Origin of the sequence: Pseudomonas sp. MPDS, assembly GCF_013283895.1 — a bacterium.
GTDB lineage: Bacteria > Pseudomonadota > Gammaproteobacteria > Pseudomonadales > Pseudomonadaceae > Aquipseudomonas > Aquipseudomonas rhizophila.
Genome location: NZ_CP054128.1, coordinates 1071697 through 1086336, shown reverse-complemented (window position 1 = coordinate 1086336; position 14640 = coordinate 1071697). Strand labels below are relative to the sequence as shown.

Annotated in this window: 15 protein-coding genes; 5 read left to right on the top strand and 10 right to left on the bottom strand. The window is 63.0% G+C overall.

The genetic code is table 11. From position 1 onward, the window contains the following. Positions 1–6: 6 nt before the first annotated feature. The 3 genes from rsfS to HQ912_RS04735 all read right to left on the bottom strand — a co-directional run bounded on the left by rsfS (position 7) and on the right by HQ912_RS04735 (position 2534). A complete protein-coding gene (rsfS, locus tag HQ912_RS04745; protein WP_014340379.1) occupies positions 7–501 on the bottom strand; it encodes a ribosome silencing factor in 495 nt (164 codons plus the stop codon). A 73-nt stretch (positions 502–574) separates the two neighbouring features. After that, entirely contained in the window at positions 575–1261 is a 687-nt protein-coding gene (nadD, locus tag HQ912_RS04740; RefSeq protein WP_047229489.1) for a nicotinate-nucleotide adenylyltransferase, read from the bottom strand. Between the two features lies 1 nt (position 1262). Then, positions 1263–2534 (bottom strand): glutamate-5-semialdehyde dehydrogenase, encoded by a 1272-nt coding sequence (locus HQ912_RS04735; protein WP_047229488.1) that lies wholly within the window; start codon positions 2532–2534, stop codon positions 1263–1265. Positions 2535–2720: 186 nt separating this feature from the next. Here HQ912_RS04735 and HQ912_RS04730 point away from each other — a divergent pair, with 186 nt between their 5' ends. Both HQ912_RS04730 and HQ912_RS04725 read left to right on the top strand, forming a co-directional pair. Further along, the gene (locus HQ912_RS04730; RefSeq protein WP_047229487.1) at positions 2721–3401 is read left to right on the top strand and encodes a DNA-3-methyladenine glycosylase; all 681 of its coding nucleotides are present in this window, start codon (positions 2721–2723) and stop codon (positions 3399–3401) included. Positions 3402–3558: 157 nt separating this feature from the next. Then, positions 3559–4875, top strand: a complete 1317-nt coding sequence (locus HQ912_RS04725; protein WP_107321814.1) for a bifunctional DedA family/phosphatase PAP2 family protein — start codon at positions 3559–3561, stop codon at positions 4873–4875. A 204-nt stretch (positions 4876–5079) separates the two neighbouring features. Here HQ912_RS04725 and HQ912_RS04720 read toward each other — a convergent pair whose 3' ends face one another. Genes HQ912_RS04720 through HQ912_RS04710 form a run of 3 tightly spaced genes read right to left on the bottom strand, consistent with a single transcriptional unit; the run spans position 5080 to position 6759 of the window. Further along, positions 5080–5670: an LON peptidase substrate-binding domain-containing protein gene (locus tag HQ912_RS04720; RefSeq protein ID WP_047229485.1), complete on the bottom strand. Its 591-nt coding sequence runs from the start codon at positions 5668–5670 to the stop codon at positions 5080–5082. 10 nt (positions 5671–5680) lie between these two features. After that, positions 5681–6397, bottom strand: a complete 717-nt coding sequence (locus HQ912_RS04715; protein WP_173406519.1) for an LrgB family protein — start codon at positions 6395–6397, stop codon at positions 5681–5683. Continuing rightward, positions 6394–6759, bottom strand: coding sequence for a CidA/LrgA family protein (locus tag HQ912_RS04710; RefSeq protein ID WP_047229483.1), 366 nt, complete (start codon positions 6757–6759; stop codon positions 6394–6396). Before HQ912_RS04710 ends, HQ912_RS04715 begins: the two co-directional genes overlap by 4 nt. Before the next feature lie 193 nt (positions 6760–6952). On the opposite strand from HQ912_RS04710, the gene HQ912_RS04705 reads away from it, so the two are divergent. The 3 genes from HQ912_RS04705 (at position 6953) to HQ912_RS04695 (ending at position 9893) form a co-directional block, all read left to right on the top strand. Continuing rightward, the gene (locus tag HQ912_RS04705; RefSeq protein ID WP_047229482.1) at positions 6953–7408 is read left to right on the top strand and encodes a MaoC family dehydratase; all 456 of its coding nucleotides are present in this window, start codon (positions 6953–6955) and stop codon (positions 7406–7408) included. Between the two features lie 97 nt (positions 7409–7505). Continuing rightward, positions 7506–9224: a C13 family peptidase gene (locus HQ912_RS04700; protein WP_173406518.1), complete on the top strand. Its 1719-nt coding sequence runs from the start codon at positions 7506–7508 to the stop codon at positions 9222–9224. 27 nt (positions 9225–9251) lie between these two features. After that, entirely contained in the window at positions 9252–9893 is a 642-nt protein-coding gene (locus tag HQ912_RS04695; protein WP_047229480.1) for an oxidoreductase, read from the top strand. A 146-nt stretch (positions 9894–10039) separates the two neighbouring features. Here the strand turns inward: HQ912_RS04695 and HQ912_RS04690 are convergent, their stop codons facing one another. The 4 genes from HQ912_RS04690 to HQ912_RS04675 all read right to left on the bottom strand — a co-directional run bounded on the left by HQ912_RS04690 (position 10040) and on the right by HQ912_RS04675 (position 14475). Then, a complete protein-coding gene (locus HQ912_RS04690) occupies positions 10040–10324 on the bottom strand; it encodes a YceK/YidQ family lipoprotein (protein WP_047229479.1) in 285 nt (94 codons plus the stop codon). Further along, entirely contained in the window at positions 10317–10964 is a 648-nt protein-coding gene (gene ubiX / locus HQ912_RS04685; RefSeq protein ID WP_047229478.1) for a flavin prenyltransferase UbiX, read from the bottom strand. The genes HQ912_RS04690 and ubiX overlap by 8 nt, the downstream gene beginning before the upstream one ends. Then, entirely contained in the window at positions 10961–12310 is a 1350-nt protein-coding gene (gene mpl / locus HQ912_RS04680; protein ID WP_173406517.1) for a UDP-N-acetylmuramate:L-alanyl-gamma-D-glutamyl-meso-diaminopimelate ligase, read from the bottom strand. Before mpl ends, ubiX begins: the two co-directional genes overlap by 4 nt. A gap of 260 nt (positions 12311–12570) precedes the next feature. Further along, positions 12571–14475, bottom strand: coding sequence for a sigma-54-dependent Fis family transcriptional regulator (locus tag HQ912_RS04675; protein ID WP_107321811.1), 1905 nt, complete (start codon positions 14473–14475; stop codon positions 12571–12573). Positions 14476–14640: the final 165 nt, after the last annotated feature.

Below are 14640 nucleotides of genomic sequence, written 5' to 3'. Positions count from 1 at the left end.
GATCCCTTATTGCTGGTCTTTGTTGAGCTTGGTGAAGTGCTCATGGGTGTTTTCCGGGCTGTGGTGCGCGGCGCTGGCCGAACGGCTTTGCTCGGCACCGGCCCACAGGCGCTCCAGGTCATAGAACTGGCGCGCCGAGGCGGTCATCATGTGCACGATGACGTCGTCCATATCCAGCAACACCCAGTCGCTGTCGCCCTTGCCTTCTTCACCCAGTGGCTTGACGCCCTGGGCCTTGACCGCTTCGCGAACCTTATCCAGCATCGCGCCGATCTGGCGGTTGGAGGTACCGGTGGCGATGATCATGTAGTCCGTGATGCTCTGCTTCTCGCGAACGTCGATCACCTGGATGTCCTGGGCCTTGACGTCTTCCAGGGCCGCCACGGCAACCTTGACCAGCTCTTCGCCGGCCAGTACCACGCCAGTATGAGCTTCTACGGGAAGCGGGGCGCTCTTGAATGTGCCCTTGCGCTTTACTTTGTTTACGTCTTTGTCAGTCATATAAAACTCGTTTTGCTCGTATGTTCGGGCGCTTCGCTACACGCATTCACGTGCCTTGAAGCGCGCCCTTTTTTCAGTTCGACGCACGGTACAGCCCGTGCGCATCGATGTAGGCCAGGACCGCGTCGGGCACCAGGAAACGTACCGACTTACCGCTGGCCAGCAGTTGACGGATCTGGGTGGCGGATACCGCGAGCGGCGTCTGCCAGACGAATGCAATCTGTCCGCTCGGCCCTTTCAGGGCCAGCGGGTCGCTCACCGAACGCGCCGCCAGCAGGTTGCGCAAGGCATCCGGCGGCTCGCTGTCGGCATCCGGGCGTTGCAACACCAGGATGTGGCAATGCTGGAGCAACTCTTCCCAGCGATGCCAAGTGGGCAGGCCGCAAAATGCGTCCCAGCCCAAAAGCAGAAAAACCTGGGCGTCGGCGGCCAGTTCGGCGCGCATCAGCTCCAGGGTATCAATGGTGTAGGACGGTTTGTCCCGCAGCAATTCGCGGGCGTCCACCACCAACGGCGCCACACCGGCCACCGCGCACTCGACCATCGCCAGACGGTCCTGGGCCGATACCTGCGGCGTATCCCGGTGAGGCGGCCTGGCGCTGGGCGTCAGGCGTAGCTCATCGAGGGCCAGGGCATCAGCGACTTCCAGCGCACCGCGCAAATGGCCGATGTGCACTGGGTCGAACGTGCCGCCCAGGATACCGATGCGCTGGGGCGCAGTTGTCGTCGTCACTGCGGCTGACGGGTCAAGGTCGCCCAAGTCAGACCGGCTCCTGTCCGCGCAACTGGCCGTCACCGACCACGATGTACTTCTCGCAGGTCAAGCCTTCGAGGCCCACCGGGCCACGGGCGTGCAGCTTATCAGTAGAAATGCCGATCTCGGCACCCAATCCGTATTCGAAGCCGTCGGCGAAACAGGTCGGGGTGTTGATCATCACCGACGCCGAGTCCACTTCGGCCACGAAACGCCGGGTTTCGCCCTGGTGTTCGCTGACGATGGAGTCGGTGTGGTGGGAACCATGGCGATTGATGTGCTCGATGGCCTGGTCCAGCCCGTCGACCACGCGGATCGACAGGATCGGCGCCAGGTACTCGGTGTTCCAGTCTTCTTCGGTGGCCTCGGCCGCCTCAATGATTGCCCGGGTACGCTGGCAACCGCGCAGCTCGACGCCTTTTTCGCGGAACTGGGCGGCCATCGCCGGCAGGAAGTCCTGGGCAACGGCCTGGTCCACCAGCAGGGTTTCCATCGCGCCGCAGATACCATAGCGGTAAGTCTTGGCGTTGAAGGCAATGCGCTGGGCCTTGGGCAACTCGGCGTGGGCACTGACGTAAACGTGGCAGATGCCGTCCAGGTGCTTGATCACCGGCACGCGGGCGTCGCGGCTGACTCGTTCGATCAGGCCCTTGCCGCCACGGGGCACGATGACGTCGACGAACTCGGGCATGGTGATCAGTGCGCCGACCGCGGCGCGGTCGGTGGTTTCCACCACTTGCACCACGGCCGCCGGCAGATCGGCTTCGGCCAGACCGCGCTGGATGCAGGCGGCAATCGCGCGGTTGGAATGAATGGCCTCGGAACCACCGCGCAGGATGGTCGCGTTGCCCGACTTCAGGCACAGGCTCGCAGCATCGATGGTCACGTTCGGCCGCGACTCGTAGATGATGCCGACCACGCCCAGGGGCACGCGCATCTTGCCGACCTGGATACCCGACGGCCGATAGCTCATGTCCCGGATCGCCCCGACCGGGTCCGGCAGCGCCGCGACTTGGCGCAGACCGACGATCATGCCGTCGATGCGTGCCGGGGTCAGCGCCAGGCGTTCGAGCATGGCCGGCTCGAGGCCGTTGGCCCGGCCGGCGGCCAGGTCCAGCTCATTGGCGGCGGACAACTCGGCGCGAGCAGCGTCCAGCGCATTGGCGGCGGCCAGCAGGGCGCGGTTTTTCTGCGCGGTGCTGGCACGGCCGATGATGCGCGACGCCTGGCGAGCGGCGCGACCCAGGCGGGTCATGTAGTCAAGAACGGACTCAGTCATGGTCTGTGTGGTCTTGGCAAAGGGGAAAGCGGCAGATTATAGCTGTCGTATCCCTCGACTAACAGCGTGGACTCACAGTGGTGACCGGCGGAAGAGCAAAACCTGCGCAAATAGTCGCTGTTCAGCGCCGATTAAGCTTTCCATTGCTATCATCGCGCTTCCTTTGGCCTCCCTTCGTCTCACGCCATGACCGATTCGCCCCCACTGCCAAACGCCCTGCCCGACGGTTTTTTTGATCGCGATGCCCAGGTGCTCGCCCGGGACCTGCTGGGCAAAGTCATTCGCCACAAGGTCGGTGACCTGTGGCTCAGCGCGCGGATCATCGAAACCGAAGCCTATTACTTCGCTGAAAAGGGCAGCCACGCTTCGCTGGGCTACACGGAAAAACGTAAGGCTTTGTTTCTGGATGGCGGCCACATCTATATGTATTACGCCCGGGGTGGCGATTCGCTGAATTTCAGCGCCCATGGCCCCGGCAATGCGGTGCTGATCAAATCGGCATACCCGTGGGTCGATACTGTTTCCGGCCCGGCAAGCCTGGCGCAGATGCTGCTCAACAACCCCGACGCCCAAGGCCGCCCGCGCCCCTCGCAAAAGCTTTGCGCCGGCCAGACGTTGTTGTGCAAGGCCCTGGGGCTGAAAGTGCCGCAGTGGGATGCCAAACGCTTCGACCCGGAACGATTGCTGGTGGAAGACGTGGGCGTGCCGACAGTCAATGTGATCCAGACCACCCGCCTGGGCATCCCACTGGGACGGGATGAACACCTGCTCTACCGCTTCGTCGACGCGGCCTACGCCCCCTGGTGCACGCGGAACCCGCTGCGTCGCGGACAGGTCGAAGGGCGGGATTATTTTTTGCTTTCCTGAACGCCACACTGCCCAACCCTGTGGGAGCGAGCCTGCTCGCGATGGCGCCAGGTCAGTCGAATCAGAGGTTGGCTGATACACCGCTATCGCGAGCAGGCTCGCTCCCACAGTAAAAAATGCATGCCGCTTAATGCTCAATGGAAATGGAGTTGTTTTTATGGGCCCATGGCTCGATAGCATCACTGGCTGGCTGACCGCCAACCCGCAATGGCTGGCGGCGGCGGTGTTTATCGTTGCGTGTGTAGAGTGCCTGGCCATCGCCGGGTTGCTCGTGCCGGGCACGGTGCTGCTGTTTGCGGTCGCGGTCCTGGCCGGCAGCGGCGCGTTGTCCCTGGGCGAGACTTTGCTGCTGGGCCTGCTGGGCGGTTTGCTGGGGGACTTGGTGTCGTATTTCCTGGGCAGGCATTTTCACCAGAACATCCGGCGCCTGCCGGGGCTGCGGCATCACCCCGAATGGATGAGCGCGGCGGAAAGCTATTTCCAGCGCTACGGCATCGCCAGCCTGCTGGTGGGGCGCTTCATTGGCCCGCTGCGGCCCATGTTGCCGATGGTGGCCGGGATGTTCGACATGCCCTTCCCGCGCTTCGCCGCCGTCAGCCTGTTGGCCGCCGCCGGCTGGAGCGTGGCGTACCTGCTGCCCGGCTGGGCCACTGGCGCAGCGATCCGCCTGCCGTTGCCCGAGGGTTTCTGGCCACAGGCCGGTGTCGTGATTGGCAGCATCGCGGTGATGATCGCATTGAGCGTCAACAGCAGCCTGCGGCGCCATCGACATGCCTCAGCGCTGATCGCAGGTCTGGGCCTGGTGATCCTGATCGGGCTGTTCATCGGCTTTCGCTACCTCACAGCTTTCGATCAGGGGCTGGTGGCTCTGGTCCAGGAACATCGCAGCCCGACAATGGACGAAATCGCCGTGACCTTCACGCTGATCGGCGAATTCCACTACATGCTGATTTTCAGCGCCCTGCTGACCGGGTTGCTATTGCTGGCGCGCCAATGGCGCCAGGCAATCTTTGCCGGGGCCACGATGCTGTTCACCGCATTGGCCAATACCGGCACCAAGCACTTTTTCGCCCGTGTACGCCCGGAAGTCCTGAGCGAGCCGCTGACCAGCTACAGCATGCCCAGCGGTCATGCCTCCGGCGCCTTTGCCCTGTTCCTGGCGCTGGCCATCCTGGCCGGTCGCGGGCAACCGCCACGCCTGCGCCTGACCTGGCTGTTGCTGGGCTGTTTGCCGGCGCTGGCCATTGCCCTGTCGCGGGTGTACCTGGGCGCCCATTGGCCGAGCGACATCGTCGCCGGCGCCATGCTCGCCGCCTGTGTCTGCGCAGCGATGCTCTGGCTGAGCCAGCGCCAGACCCCGCTGCCGGCCATGCCGCCGAAAATCTGGTGGTTGATTCTGCCGGCGATGGTGGCGGCATTCAGCTTCTTCGCACTGCGCCACCTGCCCAATGGGATGCTGCGGTATGCCTATTGAGGCCGGCAGCCAGCTATCGCGAGCAGGCTCGCTCCCACAGGGAATCGGCCGTGAAACGCCCCTTTGTGGTCACTGAAGATCAACTGTGGGAGCGAGCCTGCTCGCGATGACGTCGGTACATTCAGCATTGATGCAAACTGAGCCACCGTTATCGCGAGCAAGCTCGCTCCCACAAGAGATCAGCCTGGTCAGTGATGAGCGCCCTCAGGCGAACAGTTCGCCCTGCAACTCATCAAGCAACGCCTGGATTGCATCCAGCCGCTGCTGAGGATCATCGAGTTGCAGCAGGTCGAGCTTGTCCAGTTCATTGAAGGGCAGCAGGTAGGCCAGTTGATTGGCGAGCGACTGCTGGCCGGTGGCTTCGGTGCCCATGTTCAGGGCCTCGACCATCGGGTGTTCGGCCAGGGCCTTGAGCAGCGCCACCAGGTCGGCATCCTCATCCTGCAGCGGTTGTTCCGGCTCATCCTCCAGCCACTCGACTTCAGCGACGGTCAGTTGATCGGCCTGGACACTGCTGCTGTGCACGATAAAACGTCGTCCACCCTGCACGCGAATGCCCAGCAGCCCGTTGTCCTGCTGGGAGAAATCGGTGATTCGCGCTTCACAGCCCACCCGCGCAAAGCCGTCGGGGGCGATGCCGACTTCCTCGCCATCGAGGATGCACACCACCCCGAACCCCTCGCCCATTTTCATGCAGCGACCGATCATATCGAGGTAACGCGCCTCGAAAATCTGCAAATCGAGGATGCAACCGGGGAACAGTACCGTGTTCAACGGGAAAAGCGGCAAGCTCATAAGCAGTTCCTTAAACCGTCATCGACACCACCAACGGCAGCAACACCGCCGTGGCCACGCCCATCAGACTCATCGCCAGCGCCGCAAAGGCGCCGGACTCTTCGCTTTCCTGCAACGCCACGGACGTGCCGACCGCGTGTGCCGTCAGGCCCAGGGCCATGCCACGGGCTTCTGGGCTATGGACCCCAAGCTTGGTCAGAATGCTCGGGCCCAGAATCGCCCCGAGCACCCCGGTGATCAACACAAACACCGCGGCCATGGCCGCTACGCCGCCGATCTGCTCGGCCACCAGCATGGCGATCGGTGAAGTCACCGACTTGGGCGCCATGGTCATCAGGATCATGTGTTCGGCGCCAAAAGCCCAGCCCAACACCACCGCAGAGCCCGTGGCGAACACCCCGCCTATCACCAGCGTAGTAAAAATCGGCCAGAACAATTGCCGGATCCGTCGCAGGTTCAGGTACAAGGGCACCGCCAGCGCGACGGTGGCCGGCCCCAGCAGAATGCTGAGAATTTCCGTGCTCTCACGGTACTCGGCGTAGCTGATGCCGCAGCCGACCAGCACACCGATCAGCAGCAACATTGACATCAGCACCGGCTGCAGGAACACCCAGCGGGTCTTTTCGAACGCCGCCAGCACCAGTTGATAGGCGCCCAGGGTGATGCCGATACCAAACAGCGGATGATGGATCACCGAACTCCAGGCGCCCTGCCAATCAAGCATCATTGCCCATCCTCCGACTCGGGGGCGTGACGCCGGGCCAGGCGCTGCATCAGCACACCGGTAAACGCCATGGACAGGATCAACGACAGCACCAGCGCACCGACAATGGCCCAGAAATCGGCAGCGATGGCCCGGGCGTACACCATCACCCCCACCGCCGGCGGCACCAGCAGCAACGGCAAGTAGCGCAGCAGGCTGCCGGCCGCCAGGTTCAATGGCTCGCCGACTTCACCACGGATGACCAGATAGCCCAGCAGCAACAGCAGGCCAATGATCGGCCCCGGCAGCACCGGCAGGAACAAATGATTGATGGCGGTGCCCAGCAATTGGAACAGCACCAGCCAGGTCAGGCCCCGTAGCAACATCCTTCATCCTCCCCAGCAACACGTACGCAAACAATGCGCGCGCATTATAAGCACGCCCGCGCTATGGGTCGGCATTCGTAAAAAGCATGGTCGATGACCTGCCCTGCCCGTCATGTTGATCTACAGTGGTTCTCCGGGGACGCCGATCCCCGTTCCAAAAAAGACAAAACCGATGAACCCAAGGAGAGTCTCAATGCCCTACGTTCCCGTTGCAGCGCTCAAAGATTATGTCGGCAAGGAACTTGGACGTTCCGAATGGCTTACCATCGATCAGGATCGCATTAACCTGTTCGCCGAAGCCACTGGCGACTTTCAGTTCATCCACGTCGATCCGGTCAAGGCCGCGCAGACACCGTTCGGCAGCACCATCGCCCACGGTTTCCTGTCGCTGTCGCTGATGCCCAAGCTCATGGAAGACATCCTGATCCTGCCCGAAGGCGTGAAGATGGTCGTCAACTACGGACTGGACAGCGTGCGTTTCATTCAGCCCGTGAAAGTCGACTCCAAGGTCCGTCTCAAGGTCGACCTGGTGGACGTGACCGAGAAGAAACCCGGCCAATGGCTGCTCAAGGCCACCGCTACCCTGGAAATCGAAGGTTCGGACAAACCGGCCTACATCGCTGAGCCCCTGTCGCTCTGCTTCGTGTAGCCCCTCGCGGATGCGAAGCCGCTGCGGCAGTTTCGCATCGCTTCTCCTGACGCGCATTGCTACGGCATACTCGTGACCTGATTATCTGGATCCCGTTATGCGCTCATTTCTCCCTTTGGCCCTGACCCTGCTGCTCACCGCTTGCGGCGACGGCGAATCGCTGTTGCCTCCCGACGCGCGCCTGCCCGACGGCGGACGCTATCGCGGCGACCTAGTGGACGGTTTGCTGCAAGGCCAGGGGCGTGTCGACTACCCCAACGGCAGTTGGTACGCCGGGCAGTTCGACAAAGGCCAGTGGCACGGCACCGGGGAATGGCACGGCAGCAATGGCGAGGTCTATCGCGGCCAGTTCCAGCAGGGCCTGTTCAACAGCCAGGGTAGCCTGACCACGCCCACCAGCAGCTACACCGGCGGCTTCAAGCAAGGCCGGCGCGACGGTGAAGGCACGCTCAAGGAACACGGCATGGTCTACCGCGGCGAATTCAAGGCCGACCGCTATTCCGGCTTCGGGCGCCTGGAGCTTGAGGACGGCAGCCAATACCAGGGGCCGTTCGTCAACGGCAAACCCAACGGTGAAGGCCAGCGCTTCGATGCCAGTGGCAACCAGTTCACCGGCAATTTCGTCGACGGCCAGCTCCAGGGCAAAGGCACCTTCAACAGCGCCGAGGGCGATGTCTACATCGGCGGGTTCAAGAACAACCAGCTCAGCGGTCGCGGTCGTTATGAAAATGCCGACGGCGATGTCTGGATTGGCCAGTTCAAGGAAGGCGCGCTCACCGGCAAGGGCCAACTGATCGGTGCCGACGGCAGCCACTACCTCGGTCAATTCAATGACTGGCGCTTTAGCGGCGAGGGCCGGCTGAACCTGCCCGACGGCAGCTTTTATATCGGCCAGTTCGAGAACGACACCTACCACGGGCGCGGCACCCTGGCGCTGACCGATGGCACCGTGCAAAGCGGCACCTGGGCCAACGGCCTGCGAGTACGCGACGCTGGCGGGCGGCTACTGCCGGATGTGCTCGAGCTCGGCCTTTTGGCCCAGGGGCGCCTGTTGGAAAATGCCCTGGCCAATATCCCGGCCTCGACCCCTGCGGTGGAGCTGTACAGCCTGACGGTGGGCGGCGACGGCAAGCAGAGTGTGTTCCTGCGCGAGTCCGACTACGTCGCCAATATGCTCACCAGCCGTTTTGGCGCGTTCGGCCAGATCCGCCTGGTCAACCACCGCGATCACCTCGGTGACCGGCCCATGGCCACTCGCGAAAGCCTGCGCCGCGCCGCCAGCGCCCTGGCCGAACGCAGCGGCCCGGAAGACCTGATCTTCATCTACCTGACCAGCCACGGCACCAGCGAACACGAACTGGTGCTCGACCAGCCGCGCATGGAGCTGGCCGACCTGCCCGCCGATGAACTGGCCGTGGTGCTGGCGCCGCTGAAGGATCGCGACAAGATCGTGGTGATTTCGGCCTGTTATTCCGGCGGCTTCATCCCGGCACTCAAGGATGAACGCACCTTGATCATGACCGCTTCCCGCGCCGATCGGGTGTCGTTCGGCTGCTCCGAGGAGGCCAACTTCACCTACTTCGGCGACGCCCTGTTCGCGCAGGCACTGAACCAGACCGACGATCTTGAGCAAGCCTTCAAGCGTGCCAAGGCCACCGTGGCCGAGCGGGAACAGGCGGACAATTTCGAAGCTTCCGAGCCGCAGATCTGGGCGCCCAGGACCGTCCTTTCCCATTGGCAGCTATTGCGCAAGCAACAGGCGCGAAAAGCATTACAAAGTACGGCATTGAACGACGAGGCCCAAAAGAGCAACTAAGCTGAATCGTATCAAGGGGGAAACACTATGTACTTGACGCCTCAGCATGTTTTGCTTGCCGGAGCTTCCGGGTTGACCGGGGAACATCTACTGGACCGGCTGCTCAACGAGCCGACCATCACACGTGTATTGGCGCCTTCACGTCGGCCGCTGGCCGAGCATCCACACCTGGAAAACCCGGTCGGTGAAACAGCCGAACTGCTGCCCCGCCTCAGTGGCCAGGTGGACATCGCATTTTGCTGCCTTGGCACGACCATCAAGAAGGCCGGCTCAGAACAGGCGTTTCGCGCGGTGGACCTGGACCTGGTGGTGGCCTTCGCCAAGCGTGCCCGTGAGCTGGGCGCAAGGCACCTGATCGTGATCAGCGCGCTGGGGGCTGACCCGAGTTCTTCGATTTTCTACAACCGGGTCAAAGGCGAAATGGAAGCCGCCCTCAAGGCCCAGGACTGGCCACAGCTGACCCTCTGCCGCCCTTCCCTGCTACTGGGCGAACGCACCGAACCGCGGTTGGCCGAACAATTGGCCGGCCCCTTGTCGAGGCTGATCCCCGGCAAGTACCACGGCATCGAAGCCTGCCAACTGGCCCGCGCCATGTGGCGCCTGGCCCTGGAAGAACAGGAAGGGGTGCGGGTGGTGGAGTCGGATGAGTTGCGTAAGTTGGGCAAATAATTGCGGCGCCTGGGCGGACGCCATCGCGAGCAGGCTCGCTCCCACAGTTGACCGAGTTCTTCAGAAGGAATGCGTACCAATGTGGGAGCGAGCCTGCTCGCGATAGCGGTGGCCCAGCTTACATCCATGTTGGATTGTAGCGCTGGTTACAACCCACCCGTAGCCTGAAACCCCACGCCAATCACCGTCAGCAACGACAACGGCAATAACAAGGTATCGAGCAACGCACTGGCCGGCAGATCCACGCCTGGGTAACGCGGCGCTTCGGCGCCAAAGCGGTCCTTGGCGCAACAGCCACCGTTAAGCGCATACAAGTCCAGGCGCGTGCCCGCATACACCACCGGCGCGCCGGGTTTGGCGGCGTCCAGGGTACGGGCGGTGGCGCAGCCGGTCAGTTGCAGCGCCAGCAGCACCACCAGCAGCTTATTCATCACTGCTCAAATGGTACTCGCCCCAGCGCGGCAGCATGTCCTGGGGGATGTTCAGCAGATTGAGAATCCGCGCGACCACAAAATCGATCAGGTCATCGATAGTCTGTGGCTGGTGATAAAAACCCGGAGAGGCCGGCAGAATCGTCACGCCCATGTTCGACAGCTTGAGCATGTGCTCCAGATGAATACTCGAATACGGCGCCTCACGCGGCACCAGGATCAACTGGCGACGCTCCTTGAGCGTCACGTCGGCGGCGCGCTCGATCAGGTTGTTGCAGGCACCGGTGGCAATCGCCGAGAGCGTACCGGTGGAACACGGCACCACCACCATCGCCGCCGGCGCCCCGGAGCCCGAGGCCACCGGCGACATCCAGTCTTCCTTGCCATACACACGTATCTGCCCCGCCGCCGCACCGGTGTATTCGGTGAGGAAGGCCTGCATCATCTGGGTCTTGGCCGGCAGGGTGACGTCGGTCTCGGTGGCCATCACCAATTGCGCCGCCTTGGAGATGAGGAAATGCACCTCGCGGTCTTCCCGCACCAGGCAATCGAGCAGGCGCAAGCCGTACTGGGCGCCGGAAGCACCGGTCATGGCCAGGGTGATGCGGTCGGGGCCGTTGCTCTCCAGGCGCGTGTTCATTTCAGTGCCTCGGCCAGCTTGCCGTGCAGGCCGCCGAAGCCGCCGTTGCTCATGATCACCACGTGAGTACCGGGCTGGGCCTGGCTCTTCACGCGCTCGATGATGCCTTCCAGGGAATCGCTGACAATCGACGGCACCGTGCACAACGCGGCGGTGGCGCCCAGGTCCCAGCCCAGGTTGGCCGGTGCGTACCAGATCACCTGATCGGCATCCACCACGCTTTCCGGCAGGCCGTCGCGGTGGGCGCCGAGTTTCATGGAGTTGGAACGCGGCTCGATGATGGCAATCAGCGGTGCATCGCCGATGCGCTTGCGCAAACCGTCGAGGGTGGTGGCGATGGCCGTCGGGTGGTGGGCGAAGTCGTCATAGATGGTGATGCCGCGCACTTCCGCGACCTTTTCCATCCGCCGCTTCACGCTTTTGAACGCACTCAGCGCGGCGATGCCCAGGGACGGCACCACGCCCACATGACGGGCCGCCGCCAGGGTGGCCAGGGCGTTGGCGACGTTGTGCTGGCCGGTCATGTCCCAATCGACCACACCTTGGGCCACGCCTTCGAACATGACTTCGAACTGCGAACCGTCGTCCTTGAGCAACTTCACTTGCCACTGCCCGCCGGCGCCGGTGGTTTGCACCGGGGTCCAGCAGCCCATTTCGATCACCCGTTGCAACGCGGGCTCGGTGGTCGGATGGATGACCAGGCCTTCACTTGGAATGGTGCGCACCAAATGGTGGAACTGCCGCTCGATGGCCGGCAGATCGGGGAAGATGTCGGCGTGATCGAACTCAAGGTTGTTGAGGATCGCGGTGCGCGGGCGGTAGTGGACAAACTTCGAACGTTTGTCGAAGAACGCGCTGTCGTATTCATCGGCCTCGATCACGAAGAACGGCGTGCCGCCCAGGCGCGCCGACACCGAGAAATTCTGCGGCACGCCGCCGATCAGGAAGCCTGGGCTCATGCCCGCGTGTTCCAGCACCCAGGCGAGCATGCTGCTGGTGGTGGTCTTGCCATGGGTGCCGGCCACGGCCAGGACCCAACGGCCCTGCAACACATGGTCGGCCAGCCATTGCGGGCCGGACACGTAAGGCAGGCCTTTGTTGAGCACGTATTCAACCGCCGGATTGCCACGGGACATGGCGTTGCCGATGACCACCAGGTCCGGCGCCGGGTCCAGTTGCGCCGGGTCGTAGCCTTGGGTCAGTTCAATGCCCTGGGCCTCCAGCTGCGTGCTCATCGGCGGGTAGACGTTGGCGTCGGAACCGGTCACGTGATGGCCCAGCTCCTTGGCCAAGACAGCCATCGAGCCCATGAAAGTGCCGCAAATACCGAGAATATGGATGTGCATAGTCGACCTCGTAAACATGGCCGCAGGTTAGCGTAGGGAGGGGGAAATCGCACCTTGTGTTTCGAACTGCAACCATCAGAACAGCGCAAATCCTCTGTGGGAGCGAGCTTGCTCGCGATAGCGGTGGGTCAGTTTGCATTGATGCTGAATGTGCTGCCGCCATCGCGAGCAGGCTCGCTCCCACAGTTGACCGAGCTCTTTCAGGAAGAATGCGGTCAGAATGTGGGAGCGGGCTTGCTCGCGAATGGCCGCGACGCGGTTCAGCGGGCGATGGCGTGCTTGCGCAGCTTCCGGTAGAGAGTATTGCGGCTGATGCCCAGTTGTTCGGCGGTGTGGGTCATGTGCCAGCGCTGGCGCTCCAGGGCATCGAGCAGCGCCAACCGTTCGGCATCTTCCAGCGGGCGTTCCGCCACGGTTTCAACCAACGCCACCGGACACTGGCGAATCATCGCCGGCAGATCCTCCAGCCCGATCCGCCCGCCGTCGCACAACGCAGCAAGGGTGCGCAGCACATTGCGCAGTTGCCGCACGTTGCCCGGCCAATCAAAACTCAACAATGCCTGGCGCGCCGGTTCGTCGATGGCAACTGCTTCGGCGCCCGCTTCTTCGGCCAACAGAAAATCCAGCAACTGGGACTTGTCGCTGCGCTCGCGCAACGCCGGCAAAGGGATCTCCAGGCCGTTGAGGCGATAGTACAAGTCCTCGCGAAAACTGCCGTCGCGCACCCGATCAAGCAACTGACGGTGGGTGGCGCTGATGATGCGCACGTTCACCGCTTCGGGTTCGCCACCGATGGGCACCACTTGGCGATCTTCCAGCACCCGCAGCAAACGGGTCTGCAAGGCCAGGGGCATGTCACCGATCTCATCCAGAAACAGCGTGCCACCGTCGGCCTGTTGCAGCTTGCCGCGCATGCCTTCCTTGCGCGCACCGGTGAAGCTGCCGCCGCGATAACCGAACAGCTCACTCTCGATCAGGCTTTCCGGGATGGCTGCGCAGTTAAGCGCCACGAAGTTTTTCCCGGCACGCTGGCTGGCGTGATGCACGGCTTTGGCGAAGGCTTCTTTACCAGAGCCGGTTTCGCCATGGATCAGCAGCGGCACATCGCGCTCGAACACCCGCAGCGCCTTGCGAAAATGCTCTTGCAACACCGCATCCCCCAGGCAGATGCCCGGTAACCGGGCGGGCTCGATGGCTTTAAACGCAGGGACGACCGGGACCGGCACACTGCGCGGCTGCCCCCGCAACACGGCAAACAAGTGCCGCCCGTCACGGGTGCGCAACGGCCAACTGGCGCTGGCCTGGGTGCTGGCCCGTCCGAGCAGCTCATCCAGTGAACAATCGAAAAAGTCTTCCACCCGCTGACCCAGCAAGCCACCGCGAATATGCCCCAACAGGTTCAGCGCGCTCTGGTTGACCGCGCTGATCCGCCCTTCGCCGTCGAACGCCAGCAGCCCCTCGCTGAACAACCCCACGGACTCGGCCTGCAAGTGAAAACGCAGCAGCCATTGATTGTCGAAGCAGCGCAGGAAATAGCAGCTCTCGATCATCTTCGCCGAGAGGTTGACCAGGGCCATGGTGTGGAACTGGCTCTGGCGCGACACGTCCGGCCGGGCCGATGACACATCCAGCACCGCGAGCAGTTCGCCATGGGGATCGAAAACCGGGCTGGCCGAGCAGGTCAGGCCGGTGTGGCGGCCGCGAAAGTGTTCTTCCTGGTGAATGGTCAGGGCCTGGCGCTCCACCAGGCAGGTGCCGATGCCGTTGGTGCCTTCGCAGGCTTCGCTCCAGTCGGCGCCGAGCCAGAGGCCGGCCCGTTCGAAAATCTTGCGCTCGCTGGGGGCGGTGACACAGTTGAGGATCACGCCGCGCGCGTCAGTCAGCAGCACCGCGTGGCCGGCGCCGGAGAGTTGTTGATGCAGGCTGGTCATTTCCGTGCCGGCGATGTGCAACACCTGTTGCAGGCGCTCGCGGCTTTCCAGCACCCGGCCATGCTCAAGCACCGTCGGCGCCAGGTTTTGCGCCGGGTCGAGGTGATAGTCCTCAAGGCAGCGCAGCCAGGAACGGGCAATCGACGGATCGCTGCCAGGGCCCTGCAAATGGGCCTTGCCCTGGGTGACCGTCAGGACTTGTTGGGCATGGCGACTCAAGTGGTTGCTGTGCATTTCTTATTATTTCTCCTCGAAGGACCTGCCTCACTGGAGCAACTGTTTAACATTTAACCAATGTTCAACACTTAACCTGTGGCGAGGGGATTTATCCCCGCTGGGCTGCGAAGCAGCCCTGAAACCTAAGCATGCGGTGTATCAGATTGATCGAGTTGGCTGCTT